The organism is Couchioplanes azureus, assembly GCF_014648355.1.
In the GTDB taxonomy this organism is placed as follows: domain Bacteria; phylum Actinomycetota; class Actinomycetes; order Mycobacteriales; family Micromonosporaceae; genus Actinoplanes; species Actinoplanes azureus.
The window spans coordinates 847,664-873,164 of record NZ_BMQY01000001.1; the positions used below are offsets into that span (position 1 = coordinate 847,664).

Below are 25,501 nucleotides of genomic sequence, written 5' to 3' on the forward strand. Positions count from 1 at the left end.
TTCCTCCGCCTCTCATCCGAGCCATGCCGGGCCGAGTGCCGCGACGACCGGCGCGAGCAGCCGATGCGCCGTGGCGGTGTCCAGCAGGTCCCGGACGACGAGCGCCTGGACCGCGCCGCTGAGCATGTTCCAGACGCCACCGGCCCGTTCCGCGAGCGGAATGGCGGCCGTGTCGATCGCCTGCACGAGCAGCATCTGCGCGGCCGCGGCCGTCCGGACCCGGTCCGACAGGTACGCCGCCCAGGAGGCCGAGTGCACCGCCGGCGACCAGCCTCCGGCGTTGCGGCGCGCGTCCTCCGCCGACTGGGTCAGCCGGGCCAGGTCGTTCGCCGTGACCGAGCGCAGCCGGTCGAGCAGGGCCGACACCGCGTAGTGGTGCGGACCCAGGTCGATCGGCTTGCCGGCGGGCAGCTTGCGCAGCGCCGCCACCCAGCCCGCGCCCAGCATCCGGCGGGTCGTCTCGTCGAGGACCTCGCGCAGGTAGCTGGCCACGGCGGCATCGCAGAGCAGGGCGGTCGCCGCGGCGGCCGTCTCGCTCTGCTTGGCGTCCCGGCCGCTGCCCTGCCAGGTCCAGGCCATGACGTCGTACCGCAGACAGGTCAGCAGGGCGTCGACCGAGCCGATCGGCGCCCGCTCGACCAGGGCCAGCGAGCTGGCCGGATCGTCCGCCTTCATACCCTTGAGCGTCGGCAGCTTGCGCGCGGCGCTCTCCACCTCCACCCAGAGCGGGCCCCGGACCCCCTCGTCGGGCAGCCTCTCCGCGAGGATCGGCAGGTCCCCCAGGCTGAGGCGCAGGGCGCGCAACAGCACCTCGGCGGTTGCCGACCCGCCTCCGAGGCGGGTCAGGTCGAAGCCGAGGACGGGGGCGCTGACGAGGCTGTACATCAGGTGGTGGCTCGGTACGTGTCGACGGCCTGGTTGACATCGAGGGCCAGCATCAGCCGGCCGTCCATCTTGAAGGTGCCGGTCACCAGCTCGCGGGTGGGCCCGCTGAGCGTGTCCGGCGGCGGTTCGAACGCCTCGTCCTCCAGGTCGACGACCTCGCCGATGCGGTCGACGAGCAGGCTGACCGGCTCGCCGTCGCCGCGCAGGATCACGTTCATCACCGGTCCCTGCAGGGCCTGGCGCGCGAGGCCGAGCTGCACCCGCAGGTCGACCGCCGCGATCACCTGGCCGCGCAGGTTGAACAGCCCGCCGACCGCCGGAGGCGCGCCCGGCACGGGGGTGTACTCGTTGTACGAGAGCACCTCCTGCACGGTGTCGACCTCGACCCCGAACAGCTGGTCTGCCACCTCGAAGGTGGCGAACTGCCGGCTCGCCATCTCAGGCCTCCACCAGCATCTCGTCGGACATCTCGTTGTAGAAGTTCGGGTCGGCGGCGAGGATCGCGCGGCGCACGTCGAGCAGCTCGGTCACCCGCTGCTGGATCACCGCCGTACCGACGAGACCGTCCTCCTCCGCGTCGCGGCGGGCGGTGGTCGAGTTCTCGGCGATGTCGACGATCCGGTCCACGACCAGCGCCACGCTGCGGCCTCCCTCGCTGTAGACGACCACCGACACGGTGTCGCTCTCCTCCATCTCGCTGTACGCCCCCAGCAGGTGCGACAGCCGCACCAGCGGCAGGATCTGGCCGCGGTACTGCACCACCTCGCGGGAGCCGGCGTGCTCGATGCGGTCCCGCGGGAACTCCTCGAGGCGGGTGACCGTGTCGAGCGGGATCGCCACCCGGCGCTCCCCGACCGCGGTGATCAGCAGACGTTCGCCGGTGCCGCCGCCTCCGGTCGCGCGGGACGTGCCGGTGAGGTTCTCCCGCTCGGAGTCCACCGCGAGGTGCGAGCGGCGCGCCAGGGAGGAGACGTCGAGGATCAGACCGACCTTGCCGTCGCCGAGGATCGTGGCGCCGGCGTACAGGCCGATGTCCTTGAACCGGGTGTTGAGCGCCTTGACCACGACCTCCTCGGTGTTGAGGACGCGGTCCACGACGAGGCCGAAACGGCGCCCGTCGGCCTGCAGCACCATGATGTAGACCCCCTGGTCGCCGCCGGGTTCCAGGCCGAGGGCCCGGTCGAGGCGGACGAGCGGGAGGAGCTTGCCGCGCAGGCGGTAGACCGGCGCGCCGGAGGCGTACTCGATCTTCGTGGACTGGCCGTCGATGAAGACCAGCTCCAGGACGGCGACCTGCGGCACGACGTAGCGCTGGTCGCCGCAGTCGACGGTCAGGGCCTGGATGATCGCCAGCGTCAGCGGGATGGTGAGGCGCCAGACCGTACCCTGTCCCAGGGTCGAGTCGACGCTGACCGCGCCGCCGATCCGCTCGATGTTGGTCTTGACGACGTCCATGCCGACGCCGCGGCCGGACACGTTCGTCACCTTCGCCGCGGTGGAGAAGCCGGGCTGGAAGACCATCGCCATGATCTCGCGCTTGTCCATGTTGGGGATCTGCTCGGGACGCAGCAGGCCCTTCTCCACGGCCTTCGCCGCGATCCGCTCGACGTCCATGCCGGCGCCGTCGTCGGCGACCTCGACGGCGACGTGCCCGCCCTCGTGGTACGCCCGCAGCGTCAGCGTGCCCTGGGGGTTCTTGCCGGCGGCCGCCCGCCGGTCGGCGTCCTCGATGCCGTGGTCGACGGCGTTGCGCACCAGGTGGGTCAGCGGGTCCTTGACGGCCTCGAGCAGGCTGCGGTCGAGCTCGGTCTCCTTGCCCTCCATGACCAGCTCGACCTTCTTGCCGAGCGAGTTGGACAGGTCGCGGATGACCCGGGGCAGCTTGGACCAGATGTGCTCGATGGGCTGCATCCGGGTCTTCATGATCCCCTCCTGCAGTTCGGAGGTGATCATGCCGAGCCGCTGGGCGCTGCGGACCAGGCCGGAGTCGCCGGTCTCCATCACGCCGCGGACCAGCTGGTTACGGGCGAGCACGAGCTCGCCGACCATGTTCATCAGGGTGTCGAGCAGGTCGACGTCCACCCGGATCGCGCTGTCGGCGACGCTGCGCTTGGGCGTCTGCGCCTGCAACGCCTCGTTGACCGCGCCGGGCTGGGTCTTGCCCTCCTCCAGCAGGATCGTGCCGAGCTTGCGCTCGTCGCCGTCGAGCTGCGCCTGCAGCGCGGAGCCGACGTCCGCGGCCTGCGCCGCGCCGGTCTCGACGAGGATCTCGCCGAGCGGGCGGCGCTGACCCTCGACGGTCTCGGGCGCGGGCCGGGCCGGCTTCTCCTCCAGCGGCTCCGGCTTCTCGGCCGGCTCGGCCGCCGCTGCCGGGGCTTCGCCCGCCGCCGGGGCCGCGGCGGCAGGGGCGGCAGGCGCGCCCGCCTCCGCGGCGGCAGGGGCGGCAGCCTCCGCGGCGGGGGCGGCCGGTGCGGCCGCCGGCGCGTCGCCGGGGGCGTTCATCTGCGCGTGCACGGCGGTGATGATGTTGTCGACGTCGACCTCACCCTCGTTGCCGTTCTGCTCGATGGCCTCCAGCAGCGAGCGGACGCCGTCGATCGTGGCCAGCAGGGTGGTGATGGTGGTCGGCGTGACCGGCTGGACGCCGTCGCGCAGCCGCGACAGCAGCGATTCGCCCGCGTGCGCGAGCGTCTCCAGCCGGGTGAAGGCCAGGAAGCCACTGGTGCCCTTGATCGTGTGGATCGCCCGGAAGATGCGGGCGATCAGGTCACGCGAGGCCGGGTTCTGCTCGAGCGCGACGAGATCCCGGTCGATCTGGTCCAGGTTCTCGTGGCTCTCCATGAGGAATTCGCCGACGATCTCGCCAAGGTCTTCCAACGCCCTACCTCCTGCTCGTATCCCAAATCCCTCATCGACCCACCGGAGCCCCACCTGAGGACACCCGGACCGCTACCGGTTGCGGCTCAGGTGTCACCGCCCGGGCGCCGGTAGCGGTAGCCGAATCCGCGTACGGACTCGATCGGGGACTCGTCGGGATCCGACCAGCCGAGCTTGCGGCGCAGCCGGAGCACGGCGAACTTGACGCGCTCCTGGCCGATGCCCGTGGGGTCGTCCCACGCCTGGGTGAGGAGCTGGTTGGGGCTCAGCACCGCGCCGGCGTGCCGGACCAGGGCGTTGAGCAGCCGGAATTCCGTCGGCGTGAGGCGCTTCTCGTCGCCCTTGACATAGACCCGGCGCTTGGTCGGGTCCAGGTGCACCAGGCCGTCGTCGTAGATCTGGCTGGCCCAGCTGTTCTGCCCGCCGGACGAGCGGCGCAGCAAGGCCTCCACCCGGGCCAGCAGCTCGTTGTTCGCGAACGGTTTGGTCAGGTAGTCGTCGGCACCGCCGCGCAGGCCGCGGACCTTCTCGGCCTCCTGGCCGTGCGCCGTCAGCACCAGCACGGGTACGTCGGACACGTCCCGCAGCCGCTCGAGCACCTGCCAGCCGTCCATCTCCGGGAGACCGACGTCGAGCACCACCAGGTCGGGGTGCTCCGCGTACGCCTCCTTCAGGCCGGTGCGCCCGTCGCCCGCGTGCGCCACCTCGTACCCGGCCCGGCTGAAGAGCAGCCGCAGGGCCAGGGCGATGTCCGGGTCGTCCTCGACCACGAGCAGTCTGCTCATGCGCTCGTCACCATGCCCTCCGCCTCCGCCCCGGCGCGTCGCCAGACGCGGCTGCCCGCCGGGCGCGGCACGCGCTCGGTCCGGGTCAGCGTCTTGCTCACGCCCCCCGCGGACGCGGGCGGCGAAGATGAAATGTCCAAAACCACGATAGCGTGACGTGTCTGTTCATATACGGAAAGTTATAGTTCAGCGTGCGAACCCCCACGAACGTCTTCGCGCTCCAGGCACGCTTCCTCGCGGTCGTCTCGCACGAGCTGCGGACGCCGCTGACCACCATCGCGTCGTTCACCGAGAGCCTGGACACCGACGACCTGGCCCCGGCCGAGCGGTCGGTGGCGCTGGCCGCCGTACGGCGCAACACCGACCGGATGCTCGCGCTGGTCGAGGACCTCATGGTGGTCAGCCGGCTGCAGACCGGCGATCTCGAGTTGTGGCCCACGGCGGTGGACCCGGGCGCGGTGATCCGCGAGGTGGCCGAGCTGCTGGCCAGCCAGGAGCCGTACACCGCCGCGACCGTGCAGACCTCGGACGGGCCGCCGCTGTCCGCCGACGCCGCCCTGCTGCGCGACCTGTTCTACGCCGTGGTGGGTACCGTCGCGAGCGGCGCCGCCGACCGGTCCGCCGTGGTGAGCACGGAGGCCGGTGCCGCCGGATGGCGGATCACGGTGACCGCGCGGCAGTCCGAGAGGCTCACCGACGAGCACCTCATGGCCGGCATGCTGGCCGACCCGGATCCGCCGCACCGGCGCCGCAGCACGGCCCTCTGGATGCTCCTCGCGGACGCCATCGCGGCCCGGCACGGCGGCTCGGTCGAGCTCACCTTCGATCCGGCGACGGGAGCGGGAGCCGAGATCCGGCTACCCCTGACCATCCCCACAGAGTGACACGGCACGTTGACCGGATCGCCAGAAAAGACAAAAGATAGGACGTAACCACAAATATCCGGTCCGATAGGACTGCCGGGCGAACAGGAGCCCGGCCGTGGACCGGGAGGAAAGTCCGTGTTCGAATCCGTACGACGTATCGCCCTCGCCGCGGCCACGCCGGCCGCCCTGCTGGCCCTCACGGCGGCACCCGCGCATGCCGAGACGGGCGGGCCCGCCGCGGTCGCCGCCGCGCGCCCCACCACCTCGGAGATGCTGATGGACGAGGTGATCGTGCGGACCAACGAGGAGCGGGTGCTCGCCGGCTGCGCCCCGCTGACCGTGGACGACGAGCTGATGGTCGCCTCCGTACGCCAGAGCCACTACATGGCGGCCACCGGCGACTTCGGGCACATCGGCTGGCGGCGCTCGACGTTCGAGACCCGCTCGCGCGCCGCCGGCTACCCCGACGTGGCCGCGGAGAACATCGCCTGGGGCTTCACCACCGCCGCCGAGGTGATGGACGCCTGGATGGCCAGCCCCGCCCACCGCGAGAACATCCTCAACTGCGAGGCCAAGTCCTTCGGGGCGGGCGTACGCAGCTCCGCGGACGGCACCTTCTACTGGACGCAGGTCTTCGGCTGGCGCTGAGCCGTCAGAGGGCGCAGTTCACCAGCACCGGTTCGGGGTGCAGGACGACCCCGAACCGGTCGTGGACGCCGTCGCGGATCTCCCGAGCCAGGTCCAGCAGCGCGGCCGTGGTACCGCCGCCGCGGTGGGTCAGGGCCAGCGTGTGCTTCGACGAGATGGCGACGCCGCCGCGGCCGCCGTACCCCTTGGCGAAGCCCGCCTTCTCGATCAGCCAGGCGGCCGGCACCTTGACCGTGCCGTTCGGCGCCGGCCAGCTCGGCGGCTCGCCCGCGTCCGCGAGTCGGTCCTGCACCCCCGCCCACTCCTGCGCGGAGAGCACCGGGTTGGTGAAGAACGAGCCGACCGACCGGGTGTCGGCGTCCTCCGGGTCCAGAACCATGCCCTTGCCGGCCCGCAGCTTCAGCACGGTGTCGCGCACCTGTTTCGCCGGCACCCGCTCACCGGCCTCGACGCCCAGGTTGCGGGCGAGCTCGGCGTACCGGATCGGGGCCGAGTCCGTGGCGACGGCGAGCCGGAAGTCGACCTCCAGCACCAGCCACCGGTCGCTGTGCTTGAAGAGGCTGGACCGGTACGCGAACCGGCACTCCGGCAGCGACAGCGTCTTGACCTGGTCGTCCACCCGGTCGTAGACGTGCACCGCCTCGACGGTCTGTGCGACCTCCTGACCGTACGCGCCGACGTTCTGGATCGGCGTCGCGCCCGCGGAGCCGGGAATGCCCGACAGCGCCTCGAGGCCCGAGAGGCCCTCGGCGAGCGTCGCGGCCACGAACCCGTCCCACGGCTCTCCGGCGGCCACCCGCATCAGCACGCCCCGCGTATCGCGGCCGACCGCCCGCATCCCCCGGGTGCGCAAGAGCATCACCTGTCCCGGAAAGCCCTCGTCGCCGATCACGACGTTGCTGCCACCGGCGAGAACCAGGACCCGGTCCCCCCGGCGAGCGGCCGAGCGCATGATTGCTACCGCTTCGTCCGTTTCGGAGACCGGGGTCAGCGTGCCCGCGGGGCCACCGAGGCGTAGCGTCGTGTACGCCGCCAGCGAACTGGCATGCGCAGCAGATGCGGTGGCGGGCGGATCAGCACTAACGTCAGGCACGACGTTCACCCTAGGCCGACGGGTCCCGGGGAACGTACAGGTGGTCCTCCTCGAGCGGGAGAAGCTGATGAACAGGCTCAACGCGACGAAGGACTTCTGGCTGGCGGCGCTGCGCGCCGACGGGCCGGCGCTCCAGGACGCCGTCGCCGAGACCGGCCCCGATGCCGTCGTGCCCGCGTGCCCGGGCTGGACGGTCGCGGATCTCACCGAGCACCTCACCGTGCTCTTGCGGTGGGTACGCGAGTCGGTGCCCCGCGGCGTGACCGACCAGCCCGCCGATCGGGTGACCCCCGAGCCCCGCCCCGACTGGCCGGACGCGCTGGACGGGCTCCGCCGGGAGATGACCGGCACGATCGAGACGCTCGACGCGCTCGACCCCGACCTCCCGGCCTGGACCTGGCCGGCGCAGGCCAGGAAGGCCGGATTCTGGCACCGGCGGATGGCCCACGAGATCTCGGTGCACCGCTGGGACGCCGAGACGGCCGCCGGCCGCCCGACCCCGATCGAGACGAAGCTCGCGGCCGACGGCGTCAGCGAGGTGCTCGACACCTGGCTGCCCGCCGGCCGCCGCCAGGGCCCCACCGACCTGCACGGCGTCGTACACCTGGTGGCCACGGACGCGAGCTACGAGTGGTTCGTCCGCCTGCGCGGCGCGGGGCTCGCGCTGCTCGACACCGGCACGATCCTGGACTCCGACGACCACCACCCGCGGGCCGAGGCCCGGGGCAACGCCAGCGACCTGCTCCTGACGCTCATGGGCCGCTCGGCACCGGACGTGCTGACCATCACCGGCGACCCGCGCCTGTTCAGCGCCCTCCGAGCGGGTTGATCCCGCGGCCGTAGGCTGTACCGGTCAGGTATGCAACGGCCGCGGTCCGGCAGGCGGCCGCCAGCACGCAGGGAGCGGTGAGGCGCATGACGGCAACCGTCGAGGTGGAACCGGGCGGCGAACCACTGGCCACGGGGGGCAGGTTCCCGGACGGCTTCGTCTGGGGCGCGGCGACGGCGTCGTACCAGATCGAGGGCGCGGCGCGCGAGGACGGGCGCGGCCCGTCCATCTGGGACACCTTCAGCCGTACGCCGGGCCGGGTGCACGCCGGGCACACCGGGGACGTGGCCTGCGACCACTACCACCGCTACGTCGAGGACGTGGCGCTCATGGCGGAGCTCGGGCTCCGGGCGTACCGGTACTCCATCGCCTGGCCGCGGGTGCAGCCCGACGGCACCGGTCCGGTCAACACCCGCGGCCTGGACTTCTACGACCGGCTCACCGACGAGCTGATCGGCAAGGGCATCGACCCCGTGGTCACCCTCTACCACTGGGACCTGCCGCAGGCGCTGCAGGACCGCGGCGGCTGGACGGTCCGGGACACCGCCGAGGCCTTCGCCGAGTACGCCGCCATCGTCCACGCCCGCCTCGGCGACCGCGTCGGCACCTGGACCACGCTGAACGAGCCGTGGTGCTCGGCGTACCTGGGCTACGCCAGCGGCCGGCACGCACCCGGCATCCAGGACCCGGCCGCGGCCTTCCGGGCCGTGCACCACCTGCTGCTCGGGCACGGCCTCGCCGCCCGCGCGCTGCGCTCGGCCGGCGCCCGCAGCGTCAGCATCACGCTCAACCCGGCGGCGGTCTTCCCGCTGGACCCCGCGAGCGAGGCCGACGCGCACGCCGCCCGGATCGTCGACGGGCTGCACAACCGGATCTTCCTGGACCCGCTGCTGCGCGGCGCGTACCCCGACGACATGCGCGAGCACATGGCCCGCTTCACCGACCTCAGCCACATCCGCGAGGGCGACGAGGCCGTCATCAACGCCCCGATCGACGTCCTCGGCGTCAACTTCTACACGCCGGTGTACGTGTCGGCGCGGTCCGGCACGCCCGCCGCCGCGGACAACCCGGGCACCGAGGGCATCGCCTTCCGCGCCCCGGTCGGCCCGATCACCGACATCGGTTGGCAGATCGAGCCCGCCGCGCTCACCAAGCTGCTGGACCGCCTGCACGCCGACTACGGCGTGCCGCTGCTGATCACCGAGAACGGCGCCGCGTACCCGGACGGCCCGGCGGCCGACGGCGAGGTCCACGACGCCGATCGCATCGACTATCTCGACGGGCATCTGCGCGCGTGCCTGGACGCCATTTCGCACGGCGTCGACCTCCGGGGATACTTCGCCTGGTCGCTGATGGACAATTTCGAATGGGCCGAGGGCTACCGGATGCGCTTCGGGCTCGTGCACGTGGACTACACCACGCAGCGGCGGGTGCCGAAGGACAGTGCCAAGTGGTATCGGGAGGTGATCCGGCGCAACGGTCTCGGCGACCGGGCGCCGATCGGGGAGTGAGCCGATGGTGACGCGGGACCGGCCGACCCTCGAGGCGGTGGCCAGACGGGCCGGCGTGTCACGCGCGACCGTCTCCCGCGTCGTGAACGGCTCGACGACGGTCGCGGTCGCGATCCGTGACGCGGTGCACCGGGCGGTCGAGGAGCTCGGGTACGTCCCCAACCAGGCGGCCCGCAGCCTGGTGACGCAGCGGACGGAGTCGATCGCGCTGATCCTGCCCGAGACCGCCACCCGGGTCTTCTCCGACGACCTGTTCTTCCCGGCGGTGATCCGCGGCGTCAGCATGGAGCTGGAAGCCGCCGACAAGCAGCTCGTGCTGATGATGGCGGGGTCGACGGCGGGCCACGGCCGGGTCGAGCGCTACGCCATGGCGGGACACGTCGACGGCGTCATGTTCGCCTCGATGCACGGCACGGATCCGCTGCCGGGCACGCTCGCCCGGCTCGGCATCCCGGTGGTGTGCAGCGGCCGGCCGATGAACCCGGCGGCGGTGCCGGTGCCGTACGTCGACGTGGACCACATCGGCGGGGTGGTGGCGGCCGTGCACCACCTGCGCGCCCTCGGCCGGCGCCGGATCGCCACCATCGCCGGCCCGCAGGACATGGTCGCCGGGATAGACCGGCTGACCGGCTACCGCACGGCGCTGGCGGAGGCGGGCCTGAGCGAGCATGTGGCGGTCGGCGACTTCACCCGCGAGTCGGGCATCCAGGCGATGCGCCGCCTGCTCGCCGACGACCCGGCCCTGGACGCGGTCTTCGTGGCCTCGGACATGATGGCGCACGGCGCGCTCCAGGCGCTGAAGGACGCGGGCCGGCGCATCCCCGCGGACGTGGCGGTGGTGGGCTTCGACGACTTCGAGATCAGCCGGCTCAGCGATCCGCCGCTGACGACCGTACGCCAGCCGATCGTCGACATGGGCCGCACGATGGCCCGGCAGATGCTCGGCCTGGTCGACGGCCGCGCCGACGTCCCCACCGCCGTGGTCCTCCCCACGGAACTGGTCGTCCGCGCCTCGGCCTGACCGCTCAGAACTCCGCCGCCACCCGGCGCGCGGTCTCGGCGGTCCCGGCACCGAACAGGACCAGCCGCACGGTACGCACCGCGGCCGGTTCCGCCGCCCGCAGGACGGTCAGCGCCTGGCGCACCGCGTCCTCGACCGGCCACCGGTAGACCCCGGCCGAGATCAGCGGGAACGCCACCGACGCGGCGCCCAGCTCGTCCGCGACCCGCAGCGAGTTCTCGTAGCAGGCACGCAGCAGCGCCGAACGGTCCTCGATGTGGTCGAACACCGGTCCCACCGTGTGCACCACCCAGCGGGCGGGCAGCCGGCCCGCCGTCGTCGCCACCGCCTGCCCGGTCGGCAGGCCCCGGCCGTACCGGGCGGCACGCAGCGCCCGGCACTCGGCGAGGATCTCCGGACCGCCCTGGCGGTGGATCGCGCCGTCGACGCCGCCCCCGCCGAGCAGCGACGAGTTCGCCGCGTTGACGATCGCGTCGACCCGCTCGGCGGTGATGTCGCCCTGGACCAGCTCGACGTCCATCACAGCGCCTTCGTCGTGACGGTGTCGGCCGGCAGGCCGAGCACCTTGCGGGACAGCAGCGTCCCGCCCGCCACGGCCGCCGGCATGAGCAGGACCGCGCCCAGCGGGATCAGGAAACAGACGAAGACGGCGACGCCGAAGCCGAGCGCGAGCGGACGGCGGGCCCGCAGCGCGGCCCTGCGCTCGCGCAGGCGCTTGTCCCGCCGCTGGAACGGCACGCCGGTGAGCTCGACGGCGAGCAGCCAGCCGGCGACCGCGCCACCGATCACGGGCACCACGGTCTGGCCCACCACCGGGACGAAGCCCGCCACGAGCAGCGGAATGCCGAACAGGACGGAGAGGCCGATGAGCCGCAGCGAATCCCGCAGGCTGCGGCCGAGCGAGGTCCACAGCGGCACCTCGACCTCGTCCGGGACGCCGCCGTAACGGTTCTCGACCAGGCTGGAGATCTTCTCGTAGAACGGGTCCCCGATCAGCAGCGTCACCGCGGTGAAGGTGAGCACCCCGAGCAGGCCGCCGACGCCCAGCAGGGCCACGCCGGCGAGGAGCCGGATCAGGTCGCGCCAGAGCCGGGACCAGTCGTCGGCGAACCAGGTCACCGCCGCGGAGAGGTCGCCGACGAAGGCGACGAGGGTGATCAGGGCGGCGCCGTACAGCAGGCCGGCGATCACGGCCGGCACCAGCCCCAGGCCGAGCAGTCTCGGGCTGCTCAGCACCAGGCCCAGGCCGCGGCCGAGCAGGCCGGCGCCGGTGAGGAACTCAGGCAGGGCACCGCCGGTCGCGCTCGCACCGCGGGCGGCCGTGGAACGCAGCGAAGAGTCACTCACAGTGGGTCAGCTTAGGACCTCTCGGCCAGCCACCTCCGCCGGAAGGACTCGGCGCTCGGCTCGGCGCTGGGCGAGGCGCTCGTCGCGACGGGGCTCGACGGCGGCTGCAGGATCGCGGTGGGCGTCGGCACGGGCGGCAGCGTCAGCGTCGGGCCCGGGGAACCGGAGGCCGCCGCCGACGGTACGGCCGAGCTCGGCGCGACGCTCGTGGGCGCACTCGGCGCGACGGACTCCACGACGGACACCGGCTGGGGCGCCCGTGGCACCCACGTCGTGCCCGCACCGGACGCCGGGGAGGCGGCTTGCACCGGTGCGGTGCCGAAGCCGCCCGCTCCCCCGGGTGCGGTCGCGGACGGGGGCGCGGCGTCGGGCGTACCGAGCGTCCAGCCGAGGGCGACCGAGAACGGCAGGCCGAGCGCGACGATGCCGAAAAAGACGGATTTAGGGGAGAGCCGCACGCCATGAACACCGGTGGAGAGGCGGGAAAGGTTACGGCGTGAGACCTCTCATCCTCGACGGGCCGCCCGGCCTGCTTGATCGCCAATGCCCGAAACCGGTACGGTCCACCGGCTCGCCTCCATTGCGGGCACCTTCCCTGGGAGAGAGATGACCACCGGACGACCGCGCGTTCTCGCCGCGATGCTGACCCTCGCCCTCGGCGCCGGCACGGTCGCCGGCGCCGGCGTGCCGGGCTCGCCGGCCCGGGCGGAGGGCACCCTCTCGGGCACCTACCGCCTGGACGGCACGAGCATCTGGGCCGGGCAGCAGGTCACGCTCACCCAGACCGCCGTCTCCGACGGCACGCCGGAGACGGCGCCGCGGATCACGGTCGACTGGGGCGACTCCACGTCCTCGGAGTTCGCGGGCGGCAAGGCGACCCACAGCTACCCGGCGGCCGGCAGTTACACCGTCAAGGTGACGCTGGCCGACGACGGCGTCACGGTGCCGGGCACGATCGCCAACGCCACCTCCGTGGTGACCGTCCGCACCGCGGGCGGCACGTTCAGGTTCGACCCGGCGTGGAACTGGACCTGGCCGGGCGGCGGCCACGAGGCCACCCTGCGGCTCTCGGGCGTGCCCGCCGACACCACCCGGGTCTGGGTGAACTGGGGCGACGGCGACACCAGCCTGGTGCAGCGCACGCGGACGTCGGTCAAGCACCACTACGCGTTCGGGACGTACACCGCCAGCGTCACCCTGGAGAACGCGCAGGGCAGCATCACCAAGCCGGCCGGCACGTACTCGCTGCGCGCGGACACGGCCAAGCCCACCGTCGCCCTGAAGGTGCCGGCCAACCCGACGCGGGCCTCCTCCTGGCGGACCGTCCAGGGCACCGCCAAGGACTCCCAGACCGGGATGGACGCGGTCGGCGTCCAGCTCTGGAAGTGGAAGGGCACGTCGGAGTACTACTACAACTTCGCGAAGTCCAAGTGGGTCAAGTACACCGGGGGCGTCACGCGGATCCCGGCGGCGGCCATCAAGTGGGTCCCGGTGAGCTCGGCGGGCGTGTGGAAGGTCAAGGTCGCCGGCCTCTCGAAGGGCTACCACCTCGAGGTCGACTACACGGCCCTGGACCGCGCCGGGAACGCCAACGGTCCGAAGTACCGGGTGCAGAAGCTCACGAAGTAGCGGGTCACTCCGCGTTCAGGAACTCGGAGATCCGCTCCCGCAGCTCCCGGCGGTGGGTCCACAGCACCGCCGGGCTGTCGTACACGTGCAGCCCGGCCCCGGGCAGGAGGCCGGCCAGGCGGTGCGCCCAGTCCGCCGGGTGCAGCGGGTCGCCGAGGCAGCCGATCACCAGCGCCCTGCCTCGCCACGCCCGCAGCGGCTCCTCGTCGGCGACGGCGGGCTCACGCCACACCGACTCCAGCTCGGGCGCCAACCCGTCGCGAAGCAACTGCTCCACCCGCTGGCGCAGATAGCTCCAGCCGGCCGGGGTGTCCCGCACGGCTCGGGGCAGTTCCGGCTCGACGGCCTCCGCCACCGCGGCGGCCTCGCCCGACTCCACCGCGGCGAGCAGGCGCCCGAGCCGCTCCTCGGCCGCCCGCGGGCGCACACCGTCCAGCGGCGCGGGCAGGTAGAACACGGCGCGCTCGAACCGGCCGGGATCGGCGGCGAGCAGCCGGCACAGCGCGGCGGCACCCATGCTGACCCCGAGCGCCCGGCTAGCCCCGGCCTGGTCGGCGACGGCACGCAGGTCGTCGGCGAGGTCGGCGAAGCTCCACGGCCCGGGCGGTGCGCCGGAACGGCCGTGGCCGCGGAAGTGGAAGAAGACCCGGCGGCCGGTCACTGCGCTGCCCAGCGGGCGGGTGCCGGTCAGGTCACCGGCGATGCCGTGGGCGAACACGGTGACCGGGTCGCCGACGCCGGTGACGAGCTGTTCCAGGCGCACGCCGTGGGGCGTGTCGACGAGCTCGGTGCGCGGGGCGGGCAGCGTGGGGCGGCCCGTGCGCGGTGCCGTCGGGCCCGGGCCGGGCGTCCGCGGGCCGCCCTGCGGAGGGGGCGGCCGGCGGAGCCTCACCAGAAGCCCTTGCCGTCCGAGAGGTCGCGCAGGCCGGGCCGGACGTCGAGCAGGTAGATCAGGGCGGCCGCGACGCCGATGAGGCTGAACAGGCCGGTGGCGCCCCGGTATCCGCCCAGCAGGGTGAGCACGATGCAGACGGCGAGGATGGCCAGCCACGCGCCCTTGGGCAGGGTGCCGATCGCCTGGAAGCCGTCGCCGCGCTGGGTGACGCAGTGGATGAGCGCGACGGCCTGCACCACGAGCGAGAAGATCATGACCACGAAGGCGATCAGGAACTCGACGTCGTCGTAGAAGATGGGGGTCGCGCTGTAAGCCATGATTGCCAGTCTATGCCGCGGGCCCCGGCTTTCACCGGGGCCCGCGGATCATTCGGATGTCGTGGTGCGCGTCAGTTGCCGGCCGGACGGGCGGCGGCCTTCTTGCGGGGCTTCGGCGCCGGGGCCGAGGCGGCGTCGGCGGCCTTGGCGGCCTCGACGGCCTTCGGCTCCTCGGTGGTCTCGATGTCGGCGTTGACCACCTCGGCGGCCTCGACGACACCGGTGCCGACGACCCGCTCGCCGCGCGCGACCAGCGAGGTGTAGACGGCGATGGCGCGCTCCTGCGCGAGCTGGGCGAAGTGCACCGCGCTGGCCGTGGCGGTGCTGCGGAGCTTGTCGAAGTCGGTGGTGGCGGCCTTGTCCTTCAGCGACGTGGCGGTGCTGCCGGCCGCGTCGTTCGCCACCTTGAGCGAGGCGACGGCGCGGTCGCTCAGCTCGCTGACCACCGCGGGAAGCTTGCGCAGCTCCTGCCAGGCGAGGTCGCCAGCGCCGGCGGCGGCGTAGAGCGGCGCGGGGATGCGGGTCTTGGTCTGCTCGGTCATGTCCTACTCCTCGGGCTGAGTGGTCGGGGGTTTCGCGGTCTTCGGTGCAGGTGCCCGGCCGGCCTCGGCGACGGCGATGTCGCGCACGACGGCCCGGAGCGCCTCGTCCTCGTCGGGCACCTCCGCCTCGCCCTGCTCCGGCGTCGGGTCGCCGGCCGCGTCGGCCGCGGGGGCGTGGCGGGCGTTCTCGTTGCGGAACGTCTCGTAGATCTGTGACAGCGACTGCTTCTGCGCGATCGTCAGATCCGGATCGACCGCGATGGCGGCCAGCACTCCCTGCTGGCCCTCTCCGTCGAGCAGGCCGGCGCGCAGGTACATCACGGGCGTCGACACCCGCAGCGCGCTGGCCAGTTGCTGCAGCACCTCGGCGCTGGGCTTGCGCAGGCCCCGCTCGATCTGGCTCAGGTACGGGTTGCTGACGCCCGCCTTGTCGGCGAGCTGCCGGAGCGAGATCTTCGCGGTCTGCCGCAGGTCACGGATGAACGAGCCGATGTCCTGGGGCAGATCCTTGGGTGTGGCCACGCCCTCGACGGTAGCCCCCGGTGCTAACTGTTGCAAGCAAAACGCTAGCAACAGTTAGCGTGAACCGGGTCACCAGGCGGCGCGTACCTCGCCGACCTGCACCCCGCCGCCCAGCAGCGGCACGGTGGCCAGCTCGTCCAGGACGGGTGCGGCGACGCCGAGCCGGCGCAGCGCCGACACCAGCACCGGGGTCCGCGCCCGCATTCCGCCGTCCGCAATCTTGATGGCCACCGCGCCGGCGCCCGGCAGCGCCACGGCCACCACGCCCTCGGCGCCGCCCTTGGCCAGCAGGCCGGGCACCCCGCGCATCAGCCGCGTGTCGTCCTGCCCGGTCCCGGCCACCAGCTCGGGATGCGCCCGGACGGCGTCGGCCACCGCGCGCTCGGGCCCGTCCGCCGCCGCGGCCAGCCGGTGGAAGGCCCGGGCGAGCGCGGTCAGGGAGAAACCGAAGACCGGCGCGCCGCAGCCGTCGATGCCCGTCGCCGCGATCGGCTCGCCGGCCAGGTCGGTCACGGCCTCGGCCAGGACGCCCTGCAGCGGGTGCTTGGCGTCCCGGTAGTCGTCCAGCGGCCAGCCGTTGACCATGCAGGTGGCCAGCATGCCGGCGTGCTTGCCGGAGCAGTTCATGTAGACGCGCCGGGCCGTACCGCCCGCACCGATCACGGCGTGCCGGGCGCTCTCGGCGAGCGGCAGGTCCTCCGGGCAGAGCAGGGCGTCCTCGGTGAGGCCGGCCGTCCGCAGGATCGCGCGCACCCGGTCGACGTGGAACGGCTCGCCGGAGTGGCTGCCGCTGATCAGGGCGAGATCGGCGGGGTCGTCGGTGCGCAGTCCCGCCCGCAGCATGCCCACGGTCTGCATCGGCTTGTTCGAGGAGCGGGGGAACATCGGGCCGGTCACGTCGCCCGCCGAGGAGACCACCGCGCCGGAGTCGTCGAGCACGACCACCGAGCCGTGGTGCACGCCTTCCACGAAGCCCGAGCGCACGACCTCCGCGAGGATCATCGAGCCGGCACGCCGAGCAGCTCGCGCGCCTGCGCGGTGCTCAGCGGCGGGCGCTGGGCGAGCTGGGCGAACCCGACCGCCCGCGCGACGAGCTGCATGTTCGACTCGACCGGCTGGCCCTTGGCGTACGTGATGGTGTCCTCCATGCCCACCCGCAGGTGACCGCCGGCCGACAGCGACGCGAGCATGACCGGGATCGTGCTGCGCCCGATGCCGGTGGCGGAGAACGTCGTGCCCTCGGGCAGGTCCCGGATCGCCCGGTGGCAGGCGACCAGCGCCTCGGCGGTGCCCGGCATGCCACCCGGCACGCCCATCACGAGGTCCACGTGCACGTGCCCGCCGAACGGCAGGCCGTGCTTGTCGAGCAGGCGCTGCAGGCTGGTGAGCTGGCCCAGGTCGAAGATCTCGTACTCCGGGACGATGCCCCGCTCCTGCATCCGGGTGTGCAGGTCGACGATGAACTCCGCGCGGTTCATGAAGACGCCGTCGCCGAAGTTGACCGTACCCATCGTGCAGGACGCCATCTCGGGGCCCGCGTCGAGCACGGCCAGCCGGTCCGACTCGGGATCGGTGACGGCCCCGCCCGAGGAGAGCTGGATGATCAGGCCGGTGGACTGCCGCAGCGCGGCCACCGTGTCCCGCAGCCGGCCCTGGTCGAGGGTGGGCTCGGCGGCGTCGTCCCGGATGTGGACGTGGATGATCGCCGCGCCCAGCGCCTCGCACTCCTTGGCGGTGGCCACGAGCTCGTCGATCGTCACAGGCAGCGCCGGTACGGCCGCCTTGCTGCTCTCCGCGCCGGTGGGCGCGACGGTGATCAAAGTCCCGGTCATAACCGAGATCCTGCCATGCGGAGTCGCTCAGGGAGCAGCGACGGCCATCCGCGGCCCGGCCGATCAGCCGGCGTCGATGGCGGCGGCCGACTCGCCGACGCCGAGCCGCGCGTCGTCGGGCACGTTGCGCTTCACCACCGCCAGCGCGACCATGCCGAGCTCGTGGTGGCGGACGGCCGTGCCGACGAAGCCGACGTCGCGCCCGTCCAGCGTGACCGCGGTGCCCCGGGCCGGCGGCTGGTCGGTCGCCACCCCGTCGAGGTGCAGGAGCACGAGCCGCCGCGGCGGCCGACCCAGGTGGTGCACCCGCGCCACCGTCTCCTGACCGCGGTAGCAGCCCTTGTCGAGGTGCACCGCCGGGCCGATGAACCGCGCCTCGGCCGGAATGGTCCGGTGGTCGGTCTCCCACCCGAGCCGCGGGATCCGCCGCGCGACCCGCACCGCCTCGTAGGCCCACAATCCCGCCTTGGGTACGCCCGCCAGCCGCGCGACCACCGCGTCGAGGCCCGACCGGGGCACGAGCAGGTCGACGCCGAGCGGCACCCGCCGGGCCAGCCCGCCCTCGAAGACCCGTACGTCGTAGAGCGCGGTGGGCTCGGGCGGCACGGACCCGGCGGCGAACTTGGGCCCGGGCACCTCCCGGATCCGGGGCTCGGCCAGCTCGGTGCCGAGCAGCCGGGCAGCCGTCGCGGCGGCCTCCGGGCCCACCAGGGACAGCACGGCCGTCTCCGCGGTGGCGTCCCGCGGCTCGACGCGCGTGAAGAAGCGCATCATCTCGAGGTATTTCAGCAGCCCCGCGCCGGCGCCGGGCTCGGTGTCCAGCCAGGCCGTGGTGCCGTCCTCGGCGACGAGGGCGTGGTGCTCGACGTGGCCGTGCGGGGAGAGCACGAGCAGCTCGGTGCCCTGCCCCGCTTGCAGGCCGCTGAGGTGCTGGGTGGTGAGCGTGTGCAGCCAGCCCGCCCGTTCCTCCCCGGGCACGGCGATCACGTCGCGGTGGGAGCGGTCGACGAGGCCGACGGCCGTCTCCAGGGTGCGCTGCTCGCGCATCGGGTCACCGTAGTGCGCCGCGACGCCGGCGTCGGCCGACCCCGGCTCCAGCTCCTCGATCAGAACCGTGGTCATGCGCGCTCCTTGCACTCGCCGCAGACGCCGAAGAGCGACACGTGGCCGACGTCGACCCGGAAGTTCCGCTCCTCGCGCAGCCGCCCGGTGACCGGCTCCAGGATCGCGGGGTCGACCTCGTCGACCGAGCCGCAGGTCCGGCAGACGAGGTGCACGTGCTGGTCCTCGCCCGCCCGGTGGTAGGTCGGCGAGCCGTGCGAGAGGTGGGTGTGGCTGACCAGGCCCAGCTCCTCGAGCAGCTCGAGGGTGCGGTAGACGGTCGTGATGTTGACCCCGGCGGCACGCTCGCGCACCGCCTGGTGGATCTGCTCCGGCGTGGCGTGGCCGAGCTCGTGGACCGCCTCCAGGATGAGCTGGCGCTGCGGGGTCAGTCGCAGGCCGCGTTCCCGGAGCATCTCGGCGAGGGAGGGGGCGGGCACGCTACGAGCATAGTTCCCGTGGCGATACCCTCCGCGACGTGAGCGCTCCCCTGGTGATATCCGGCTCCGGCGAGCTGACATACACGGATCGCGGCCTTCTCTACGGCGAGGGAGTCTTCGAGACCGTGCACGTCCGCCCGGCGGGCCCCTGGCTGCTCGAAGAGCACCTGGCCCGCCTGGACCGCTCCGCGGCGGCCCTGGGGATCGAGGTGCCCCGCGGCCTCGCCGGGCGGGTGAGCGGGATCACCCACCCCGACGGCGCCCTCCGGCTGGTGGTGACGCCGTCGACCGCGTTCGCCACCCTCGCCGAGGTGCCGGCGACGATCCGCGCCGAGCGCCGCGACGGCATCCGGTTGATCACGCACGACCTGGGCCTCACCCGGCGGCCGCCCTGGTCGCTGGCGGGCGCCAAGACGCTGTCCTACGCCGAGAATCTGGCGGCGAAACGCTGGGCGGTCGCCCAGGGCGCGGACGACCTGCTCTGGCTCGACAGTCACGGCCATGCCCTGGAGGGACCGACGGCGAGCCTGGTCTGGCTCGCCGGCGACACGCTGTGCACCGTCGCTCCGGACCGCACCGGCATCCTGCCCGGCACCACGGCCGCCCATCTGCTCGGGCGGGCGGCGGAGGTGGGCCTGCGCGCCGAGCAACGGATGATCACCGCCGCCGAGCTGCCCGGCGCCGACGCCATCTGGCTGGCCAGCTCGCTGCGGGGGCTCGCCGAGGCGAGAACCCTCGACGGACGGCCGCGCGCGGCGTCGCCGTGGACGCCGCGCCTGCTCGATCTGCTGGGCTTCCGCCGGGAATGACGGGCGTCAGCCCCCGACCCGGATCAGCCGGGCCGACAGGTGGGGCTTGAGCTTCTCGCCGTTCGCCGACATCTCGTGGGCGTAGAGCAGCGCGCCCTCCACGATGCCGAAGAGCCGGTGGCCGCCGGTGACCGCGAGGCCCGAGGCGGTGTGCCCGACGCCGGCCGTGGCCATCTCCAGCCGGGTGCCGGTGGCCTCGCCCTCGTAGATCTCGATCACGCCGTGCTGGGTGGTCAACGTGGCTTCCATCTCGTCGGTGGGGCGACCCTCCGCGTTGAGCACCGGACGCCAGAACCCCACCTCGCGATGGGCCTGCCCGATCGGCTGCGACTCGTCGTCCAGCAGCCAGATGCGCGACTCGTACGCGAGGAACGGCCGCCCGTCGTGGCTGATCCTGATCTCCTGCGCGAAGTTGTAGTCCTCCGGCTGGGGGAATCCGCCCTGCCCGCGGCCCCGCCACAGCCCGATGAACGGCAGCAGCCCGAGCAGCGCGGGGTGCAGATCCGGCCCCTGTCGCAGGTCGTGGGTGTCCTCGTAGGGGTATTCCTCGACCGGCGGGGCGTTCAGCCAGGGCGGTGGGCCCAGCGGGTTCTCGGTCTCACTGCTCACCAGCGTCCCCTTGCAATGCGCATCGCCAGATAGCCCAAACCGCCGGCCAGCCCGCCCATGCCGGCGACCAGCAGGCTCACGTACCCGATCTCCGTAACCATGACGGAGCCATCCTATGCTGACCGGCATGGCCCGCCTTCTCGTCGTCAAGACCACCGCCGGCGCGGACGCCCCGGAACGCTGCTCCCAGGCGTTCACCGTGGCGAGCACGGCGGCGTCCGCCGGCGTGCCGGTCTCGTTCTGGCTCACCGGCGAGTCGGCGTGGTTCGCCCTGCCCGGCCGCGCCGAGCAGTTCGAGCTCCCGCACGCCGCTCCGCTGCCCGACCTGCTCGGCCTGCTGCTCGAGGCCGGCTCGGTCACGTTGTGCACCCAGTGCGCGGCGCGGCGGAACATCGGCCCCGACGCCGTGCTGCCCGGCATCCGCATCGCGGGCGCCGCGGTCTTCGTCGAGGAGATCATGGGCGAGGGCGCCCAGGCCGTCGTCTACTAGCGGAGGCCCTGGCGGCAACCGCTGGTGGCGCTGACGCGCGTCGCGCCGTCGGCGGCGGTGACGAACACCGACACGTCGCCGGCCCGGTAGGCCCACCCGTGCGGCTCGGCCTGCACCACGAGCCCGCCGCCCACGACGTCGCGCAGCGCCCGGCCGAGGTCGCCCGGCAGCGCCGGCCCGGTGGCCGTCACCGTCCCCGCCGTCTTCCCGTTCGGGCAGGCCACCTCCACGGCCGTGACCGGGCCGGTCGCGCCGACGGCCTTCGTCGCGGCCGCGAAGGCGGGCGGTGTGGTCGTGGCCGGGCGCGGTGCCGGGGCGAGGTCCACGCCGGACGCGGCGGGCCGGCAGCCGGTCGAGATCCACAGGGAGAAGACCGGTGCGTCGCTCGCGGCCGTGGCGTCCACGGCGACGAAGTCGCCGGCATCGGCGCGCAGCACGTGCCGGCTGTTGTCGTCGAGGTGCCGCAGCGCCGGGGCGTACTCCTCCGGCAGCGCCCGGGCGATCGATTCGAGCGCGCCGGGGGCCTGGTCGGACCGGACCCGGACGGTGATCTCCTGGCGGGCCTCGACCCCGGATCGCACCGGGGTCAGCGCGCACTCGGCGTCGAAGCGCAGCGGTCCGATCTCGACGGCCCGGTCCGGACCGTCGGCGGCCGCGACGACCGCGCCGCTGGCCTGCCGCAGCGCCGGCAGGGCGCCGGCGATGTCGCGCTGCTCGGCAACGGTCGGGGGATCGTGGCGCACCGACCAGAGGGCGGCCCCGGTGAGCCCGACGGCCCACGCCGCGACGATCGCGACCAGCCACCACCGCGTCTTCCGCGGTTGCGCGGCGGGAGGCGGAACAGGGGCGGGCTCGGTCACGGAAGCCATGCTCGCACGCCTTCCCACGCCGGAAAGGCGGGACCCGGAGGTCCCGCCTTTCCGCCAACAGAGCGTGGGTCAGGCGGCGACGCGGAGGCCGACCTCGTTCACCCCGCGGGTGGCGTCCACGGTGAGGTCGCCGTTGCCGGCGCGGGAGAGGGCGCGCAGCGTCCAGGAGCCCGGGGCGGCGAAGAAGCGGAAGACGCCGCCCGGCGACGTCACCACCTCCGCGGTGAACTCGCCGGTGGAGTCGAGCAGGCGGACGTACGCGCCGCCCACCGCCTCGCCCTCGGCGTCGGTGAGGACGCCCGTGATGACGGTTTCCTTCTGCAGGTCGACGCTGGCGGGAAGGGGCGCCGACTGGTCGGGCGCGGCGCAGCCGTCCGCGACGTTCGAGGTGGTCATGCGCTCACGCCTTTCCGGGCTCGTCGCCGAGCGCGATCGGCACGCCGATGAGCGAGCCGTACTCGGTCCAGGAGCCGTCGTAGTTCTTCACGTTCTCGTGGCCGAGCAGCTCGCGCAGCACGAACCAGGTGTGCGACGAGCGCTCGCCGATGCGGCAGTACGCGATCGTGTCCTTGCCGCCGTCCAGCCCGGCCTCGCCGTAGATCCGGGCTAGCTCCTCGTCCGACTTGAAGGTGCCGTCCTCGTTGGCGGCCTTGCTCCACGGCACGTTGATCGCCGTGGGGATGTGCCCGGCGCGCTGGGACTGCTCCTGCGGCAGGTGGGCCGGGGCGAGCAGGCGGCCGGCGAACTCGTCCGGGCTGCGCACGTCCACCAGGTTCTTCGCGCCGATGGCCTGCACGACCTCGTCCCGGAAGGCGCGGATGGAGAGATCCGGCGCCGACGCCCGGTACTGCGTGGCGGGCCGCTGGGGCACGTCCTTGGTGTACGGCCGGGCGTCGAGCTCCCACTTCTTGCGGCCGCCGTCCAGCAGCTTCACGTCGCCGTGCCCGTAGAGCTTGAAGTACCAGTACGCGTACGCGGCGAACCAGTTGTTGTTGCCGCCGTAGAGGACGACGGTGTCGTCGTTGGCGATGCCGCGCTCGGAGAGCAGCGCGGAGAACTGCTCCTGGTTCACGAAGTCCCGGCGCACCGGGTCCTGCAGGTCCTTCTTCCAGTCGAGCTTGACGGCGCCGGGGATGTGCCCGCCGTCGTAGGCGGTGGTGTCCTCGTCGACCTCGACGAAGACCACCCCCGGGGTGTCCAGGTTCTTCTCGGCCCAGTCGGCAGAGACGAGTGCGGTGTCGCGACTCATCGCATTACTCCCTTGTCAGGTGAGAGATGGGGGTGAGTCAGCGCGCGGAGGCGAGAAAAAGAGGTCGCACGCGCGCCGACCCGACGAAACGGATCACGGTTTGCGTACGGCGCCACTGCCGGGCGAGGGAAAAGGCGAGTGGCCCCGTCAGAGGACGGGGCGACACAGGCAGGCGGCCACGCGGCACAGGTCGACCGCGCGCCTCTTGGTGAGCAACAGGCTCATGGGGATGGACCCTACCAGCGGTTCCAGGGGCCGGAACACCTCCGACCACCATCCGGGAAGGAGTCGGCGGTCACAGCCCGCCGGAGCTGAGCGGCACGTCGCTGGCGCCCGTGGTGACCACCAGGCCCTCGGGGCGGGGTTCCACCTTCTGCACCTGAAGCCCCATCGGCAGGGCGGGAACCTCGAGGTCGAGCGCCAGATTCTTGGCGTAGTTGTCGATGAGGTTGCGCACCAGCGGCAGGTCGGGCAGCCCCTCCGCGGTGACGTCGGTGAACCGCACCTGGACGACGCCGTCCCGGACGTCGAGCGTCGCCGTGCCCGAGACGTCGAAGGTCCGGCCGAGCGCCTCGACCGGCGCCGTACCGACCAGCTTGCCGTCCTTCTCGCCGACCGTGATCCCCGGCCGGTCGATCAGCGCGGCGAGGTCGGTGTAGCCGATCGTGCCGGTGCCGGTGACCGTGCCCGCCACGATGTCGCCCTTGCCGGAGCGGATGGTGTCCAGCGGCGCGGTGACGTCCTTCGCCCGGATGTCGAGCACCGGCATCTTGACGGTCTTGCCGTTGCCCGCCGGGCCGGAGTAGTTCTTCAGCAGGATCTTGATCTCCTGGTACTCGCCCGCGAGCACCTGGGTCAGGAACGGCACCCCGGCCACCGTCACGTCCGGCTTCTCCGCCCTGGCCCCCCGGTCGGCGACCTGCCGGGCGACGCGGTCGGCGATCTCCCGCTCGGCGTACGACGCCGCGACCCGGTCCGCCACCGCCGCCGCCGCGGCGACGACGGCCAGCAGCACCAGGAAGGTGATCAACAGCCGCCGCCCCCAGCGCTTGCGCGGCCGTGTCGACTCGTGCACGTCTGCCACCGGTCCTCCTGGGGGTCGGTTAGGAAAGGAAGAAGAAGGTCAGCGCGTACGTGGCCGGCAACGACAGCGCGAACGCGCCCAGCGGGCCCTGCATGTGCCGCGCCACCCAGAACGTCGGCGCGTCGCCGGCCATGCTGCGGCCGGCCTCGGCGTAGTTCACGGCGAGGTCCACCAGTCCCGCGATGCCCGCGACGGCGAAGCCCAGCATCGCGCCCTTGCCGGGGGTGAAGGGCAGCACCAGCACGCTGCCGAGCCCGGCGGCGGCCAGCGTGCCGAGCATGGCACCGAGCACGATGCCCGCCGCTCCCCGCGGCACCTGGGCGGCGATCCGCGGCTTGGGCCAGACGGCGTCGGTGAGGTGCGCGACGAGCAGCGCGACCCCCGCCGCGGTGAGGCAGACGAGGATCGCCTGGGTGCCCACCGGCCGGCGGGTCAGCACGACGAGCAGCGCGAACGACACCACGCCGAAGACGATGAGGAAGGTGCCGCCGAGCGCATCGCGCAGCCGCAGCCGGTCCCGGGCGCGGATCGCCTGCCCGCCCAGCGCGACCACGAAGGCGCCCGCGGTCACGTACAGCAGGGGCAGCATGCCCGCCGGCTCGGTGGTGACCGCGAGCCAGTCGGCGAGCCCACCGGCCGCCGCGCAGACGCCGGCCACCACGCCGGCGGCGGGCGGGCGGACCGCCATGGTGAAGGCCAGGACGAAGAGCAGCTGCACCCCGAAGACCACGATCGCGTACGACAGCCGGGCGTCCGGGCCCGACGACTGCGCGCCGAGGATCAGGCCCACGCCGAGCAGGGCCGCGAAGCCCGCGATCGCCACCGACAGCTTCGGCCGCACCGGAGCGACCGGGATCTCCTCGTCGAACTCCTCGTCCTCGTGCTCCTCCCGCTTGCCGAACTCCGGCTCGCGCTCCGGGGCGCCCGCATAGAAACCGGACGAGGAGCGGCCGGGCGCGGACCGCGCGATCTCCCGGGAGACGTCGTCGTCCCAGGGGTCGCTGCCGCGCGGAGTGGTGGGGAACACGCCTGCGATGGTGCCAGACCGGGGCCCGATCGTCGCCATCGCGGCCGGTCGGGCCGGGTCACCGAGGGCATTCGTCACATCATTCGCCCGGCTCGGACAGCGGGCCGGAGGCCCCGGATCGGTTAAGGTGATCCCAGCCCACCCGTCGGTGACGCCGGGAAGACCCTTCCGGTCGCGCGCGTCCTCCCGCTGCGAGACCGGGTCACCCGAGGCGGCATCCGCCG

32 protein-coding genes are annotated in these 25,501 nt (G+C 73.1%); 8 read left to right on the forward strand and 24 right to left on the reverse strand.

Translation table 11 applies throughout. The features are described from left to right. Positions 1-12 precede the first annotated feature (12 nt). From IEY99_RS03935 to IEY99_RS03950, 4 genes are all read right to left on the reverse strand, one after another. Positions 13-885 (reverse strand): hypothetical protein, encoded by an 873-nt coding sequence (locus tag IEY99_RS03935; RefSeq protein ID WP_189199355.1) that lies wholly within the window; start codon positions 883-885, stop codon positions 13-15. Continuing rightward, positions 885-1,322 (reverse strand): chemotaxis protein CheW, encoded by a 438-nt coding sequence (locus IEY99_RS03940; RefSeq protein ID WP_189199356.1) that lies wholly within the window; start codon positions 1,320-1,322, stop codon positions 885-887. The genes IEY99_RS03935 and IEY99_RS03940 overlap by 1 nt, the downstream gene beginning before the upstream one ends. A gap of 1 nt (position 1,323) precedes the next feature. Beyond that, complete coding sequence (locus IEY99_RS03945; protein WP_189199357.1) at positions 1,324-3,762, reverse strand: chemotaxis protein CheA; 2,439 nt, start codon at positions 3,760-3,762, stop codon at positions 1,324-1,326. Positions 3,763-3,848: 86 nt separating this feature from the next. Then, positions 3,849-4,547 (reverse strand): response regulator transcription factor, encoded by a 699-nt coding sequence (locus IEY99_RS03950; RefSeq protein WP_041832950.1) that lies wholly within the window; start codon positions 4,545-4,547, stop codon positions 3,849-3,851. Between the two features lie 191 nt (positions 4,548-4,738). Here IEY99_RS03950 and IEY99_RS03955 point away from each other — a divergent pair, with 191 nt between their 5' ends. Continuing rightward, positions 4,739-5,431, forward strand: a complete 693-nt coding sequence (locus IEY99_RS03955) for a sensor histidine kinase (protein WP_189199358.1) — start codon at positions 4,739-4,741, stop codon at positions 5,429-5,431. Between the two features lie 117 nt (positions 5,432-5,548). Beyond that, entirely contained in the window at positions 5,549-6,061 is a 513-nt protein-coding gene (locus IEY99_RS03960; protein WP_189199359.1) for a CAP domain-containing protein, read from the forward strand. 4 nt (positions 6,062-6,065) lie between these two features. Here the strand turns inward: IEY99_RS03960 and IEY99_RS03965 are convergent, their stop codons facing one another. Beyond that, positions 6,066-7,154 carry a UDP-N-acetylmuramate dehydrogenase gene (locus IEY99_RS03965; RefSeq protein ID WP_189199360.1) on the reverse strand — a complete coding sequence of 363 codons (1,089 nt, stop codon included), beginning with the start codon at positions 7,152-7,154 and terminating at the stop codon, positions 6,066-6,068. Positions 7,155-7,221: 67 nt separating this feature from the next. Here IEY99_RS03965 and IEY99_RS03970 point away from each other — a divergent pair, with 67 nt between their 5' ends. From IEY99_RS03970 to IEY99_RS03980, 3 genes are all read left to right on the forward strand, one after another. Continuing rightward, on the forward strand, positions 7,222-7,983 hold the full coding sequence (locus IEY99_RS03970; RefSeq protein WP_189200599.1) for a maleylpyruvate isomerase family mycothiol-dependent enzyme: 762 nt from the start codon (positions 7,222-7,224) through the stop codon (positions 7,981-7,983). Positions 7,984-8,069: 86 nt separating this feature from the next. After that, complete coding sequence (locus IEY99_RS03975; protein WP_189199361.1) at positions 8,070-9,494, forward strand: GH1 family beta-glucosidase; 1,425 nt, start codon at positions 8,070-8,072, stop codon at positions 9,492-9,494. A gap of 4 nt (positions 9,495-9,498) precedes the next feature. Next, complete coding sequence (locus IEY99_RS03980; protein ID WP_189199362.1) at positions 9,499-10,515, forward strand: LacI family DNA-binding transcriptional regulator; 1,017 nt, start codon at positions 9,499-9,501, stop codon at positions 10,513-10,515. Positions 10,516-10,519: 4 nt separating this feature from the next. Here IEY99_RS03980 and IEY99_RS03985 read toward each other — a convergent pair whose 3' ends face one another. From IEY99_RS03985 to IEY99_RS03995, 3 genes are read right to left on the reverse strand one after another with little or no spacing between them, the layout of a single operon-like run. Continuing rightward, a complete protein-coding gene (locus IEY99_RS03985) occupies positions 10,520-11,035 on the reverse strand; it encodes an O-acetyl-ADP-ribose deacetylase (RefSeq protein WP_189199363.1) in 516 nt (171 codons plus the stop codon). Beyond that, entirely contained in the window at positions 11,035-11,862 is an 828-nt protein-coding gene (locus IEY99_RS03990) for an EI24 domain-containing protein (RefSeq protein WP_229798084.1), read from the reverse strand. Before IEY99_RS03990 ends, IEY99_RS03985 begins: the two co-directional genes overlap by 1 nt. Before the next feature lie 11 nt (positions 11,863-11,873). Then, positions 11,874-12,320 (reverse strand): hypothetical protein, encoded by a 447-nt coding sequence (locus tag IEY99_RS03995; RefSeq protein WP_189199364.1) that lies wholly within the window; start codon positions 12,318-12,320, stop codon positions 11,874-11,876. Positions 12,321-12,468: 148 nt separating this feature from the next. Here IEY99_RS03995 and IEY99_RS04000 point away from each other — a divergent pair, with 148 nt between their 5' ends. Continuing rightward, positions 12,469-13,491, forward strand: a complete 1,023-nt coding sequence (locus IEY99_RS04000; RefSeq protein WP_189199365.1) for a PKD domain-containing protein — start codon at positions 12,469-12,471, stop codon at positions 13,489-13,491. 4 nt (positions 13,492-13,495) lie between these two features. Here the strand turns inward: IEY99_RS04000 and IEY99_RS04005 are convergent, their stop codons facing one another. The 8 genes from IEY99_RS04005 to IEY99_RS04040 form a co-directional block, all read right to left on the reverse strand. Further along, positions 13,496-14,383 (reverse strand): alpha/beta fold hydrolase, encoded by an 888-nt coding sequence (locus IEY99_RS04005; RefSeq protein WP_373293278.1) that lies wholly within the window; start codon positions 14,381-14,383, stop codon positions 13,496-13,498. Further along, positions 14,380-14,703: a DUF2516 family protein gene (locus IEY99_RS04010; protein ID WP_189199366.1), complete on the reverse strand. Its 324-nt coding sequence runs from the start codon at positions 14,701-14,703 to the stop codon at positions 14,380-14,382. The genes IEY99_RS04005 and IEY99_RS04010 overlap by 4 nt, the downstream gene beginning before the upstream one ends. Before the next feature lie 71 nt (positions 14,704-14,774). Further along, positions 14,775-15,245: a hypothetical protein gene (locus tag IEY99_RS04015; protein WP_189199367.1), complete on the reverse strand. Its 471-nt coding sequence runs from the start codon at positions 15,243-15,245 to the stop codon at positions 14,775-14,777. 3 nt (positions 15,246-15,248) lie between these two features. Beyond that, positions 15,249-15,767, reverse strand: coding sequence for a helix-turn-helix domain-containing protein (locus IEY99_RS04020; protein WP_189199368.1), 519 nt, complete (start codon positions 15,765-15,767; stop codon positions 15,249-15,251). 69 nt (positions 15,768-15,836) lie between these two features. Further along, on the reverse strand, positions 15,837-16,769 hold the full coding sequence (locus IEY99_RS04025; protein ID WP_189199369.1) for an asparaginase: 933 nt from the start codon (positions 16,767-16,769) through the stop codon (positions 15,837-15,839). Next, complete coding sequence (locus IEY99_RS04030; RefSeq protein WP_189199370.1) at positions 16,766-17,599, reverse strand: beta-keto acid cleavage family enzyme; 834 nt, start codon at positions 17,597-17,599, stop codon at positions 16,766-16,768. The genes IEY99_RS04025 and IEY99_RS04030 overlap by 4 nt, the downstream gene beginning before the upstream one ends. A 63-nt stretch (positions 17,600-17,662) precedes the next feature. Beyond that, positions 17,663-18,721, reverse strand: coding sequence for a CAF17-like 4Fe-4S cluster assembly/insertion protein YgfZ (gene ygfZ / locus IEY99_RS04035; RefSeq protein ID WP_189199371.1), 1,059 nt, complete (start codon positions 18,719-18,721; stop codon positions 17,663-17,665). Further along, positions 18,718-19,140, reverse strand: a complete 423-nt coding sequence (locus IEY99_RS04040; protein WP_189199372.1) for a Fur family transcriptional regulator — start codon at positions 19,138-19,140, stop codon at positions 18,718-18,720. Before IEY99_RS04040 ends, ygfZ begins: the two co-directional genes overlap by 4 nt. 38 nt (positions 19,141-19,178) lie before the next feature. Here IEY99_RS04040 and IEY99_RS04045 point away from each other — a divergent pair, with 38 nt between their 5' ends. After that, a complete protein-coding gene (locus IEY99_RS04045; protein ID WP_229798086.1) occupies positions 19,179-19,949 on the forward strand; it encodes an aminotransferase class IV in 771 nt (256 codons plus the stop codon). Between the two features lie 6 nt (positions 19,950-19,955). On the opposite strand, the gene IEY99_RS04050 is transcribed toward IEY99_RS04045, so the two are convergent. Beyond that, positions 19,956-20,558: a heme-binding beta-barrel domain-containing protein gene (locus tag IEY99_RS04050; protein WP_229798087.1), complete on the reverse strand. Its 603-nt coding sequence runs from the start codon at positions 20,556-20,558 to the stop codon at positions 19,956-19,958. Further along, positions 20,555-20,659, reverse strand: a complete 105-nt coding sequence (gene mtfM, locus IEY99_RS34845) for a small membrane protein MtfM (RefSeq protein WP_268245086.1) — start codon at positions 20,657-20,659, stop codon at positions 20,555-20,557. The genes IEY99_RS04050 and mtfM overlap by 4 nt, the downstream gene beginning before the upstream one ends. Positions 20,660-20,673: 14 nt before the next feature. On the opposite strand from mtfM, the gene IEY99_RS04055 reads away from it, so the two are divergent. After that, positions 20,674-21,048 (forward strand): DsrE family protein, encoded by a 375-nt coding sequence (locus IEY99_RS04055; protein WP_189199375.1) that lies wholly within the window; start codon positions 20,674-20,676, stop codon positions 21,046-21,048. Here IEY99_RS04055 and IEY99_RS04060 read toward each other — a convergent pair. The 6 genes from IEY99_RS04060 to IEY99_RS04080 form a co-directional block, all read right to left on the reverse strand. Next, a complete protein-coding gene (locus IEY99_RS04060; RefSeq protein ID WP_189199377.1) occupies positions 21,045-21,908 on the reverse strand; it encodes a hypothetical protein in 864 nt (287 codons plus the stop codon). The genes IEY99_RS04055 and IEY99_RS04060 overlap by 4 nt on opposite strands. Positions 21,909-21,986: 78 nt before the next feature. Next, complete coding sequence (locus IEY99_RS04065; RefSeq protein ID WP_189199379.1) at positions 21,987-22,313, reverse strand: DUF1416 domain-containing protein; 327 nt, start codon at positions 22,311-22,313, stop codon at positions 21,987-21,989. Between the two features lie 4 nt (positions 22,314-22,317). Then, positions 22,318-23,166, reverse strand: coding sequence for a sulfurtransferase (locus IEY99_RS04070; protein WP_189199381.1), 849 nt, complete (start codon positions 23,164-23,166; stop codon positions 22,318-22,320). Between the two features lie 147 nt (positions 23,167-23,313). Continuing rightward, entirely contained in the window at positions 23,314-23,391 is a 78-nt protein-coding gene (locus IEY99_RS35185) for an Ms5788A family Cys-rich leader peptide (RefSeq protein ID WP_364700138.1), read from the reverse strand. A gap of 70 nt (positions 23,392-23,461) precedes the next feature. Further along, positions 23,462-24,250, reverse strand: coding sequence for an LmeA family phospholipid-binding protein (locus IEY99_RS04075; RefSeq protein WP_229798089.1), 789 nt, complete (start codon positions 24,248-24,250; stop codon positions 23,462-23,464). Between the two features lie 19 nt (positions 24,251-24,269). Then, positions 24,270-25,316, reverse strand: a complete 1,047-nt coding sequence (locus tag IEY99_RS04080; protein ID WP_373293299.1) for a hypothetical protein — start codon at positions 25,314-25,316, stop codon at positions 24,270-24,272. Positions 25,317-25,501: the final 185 nt, after the last annotated feature.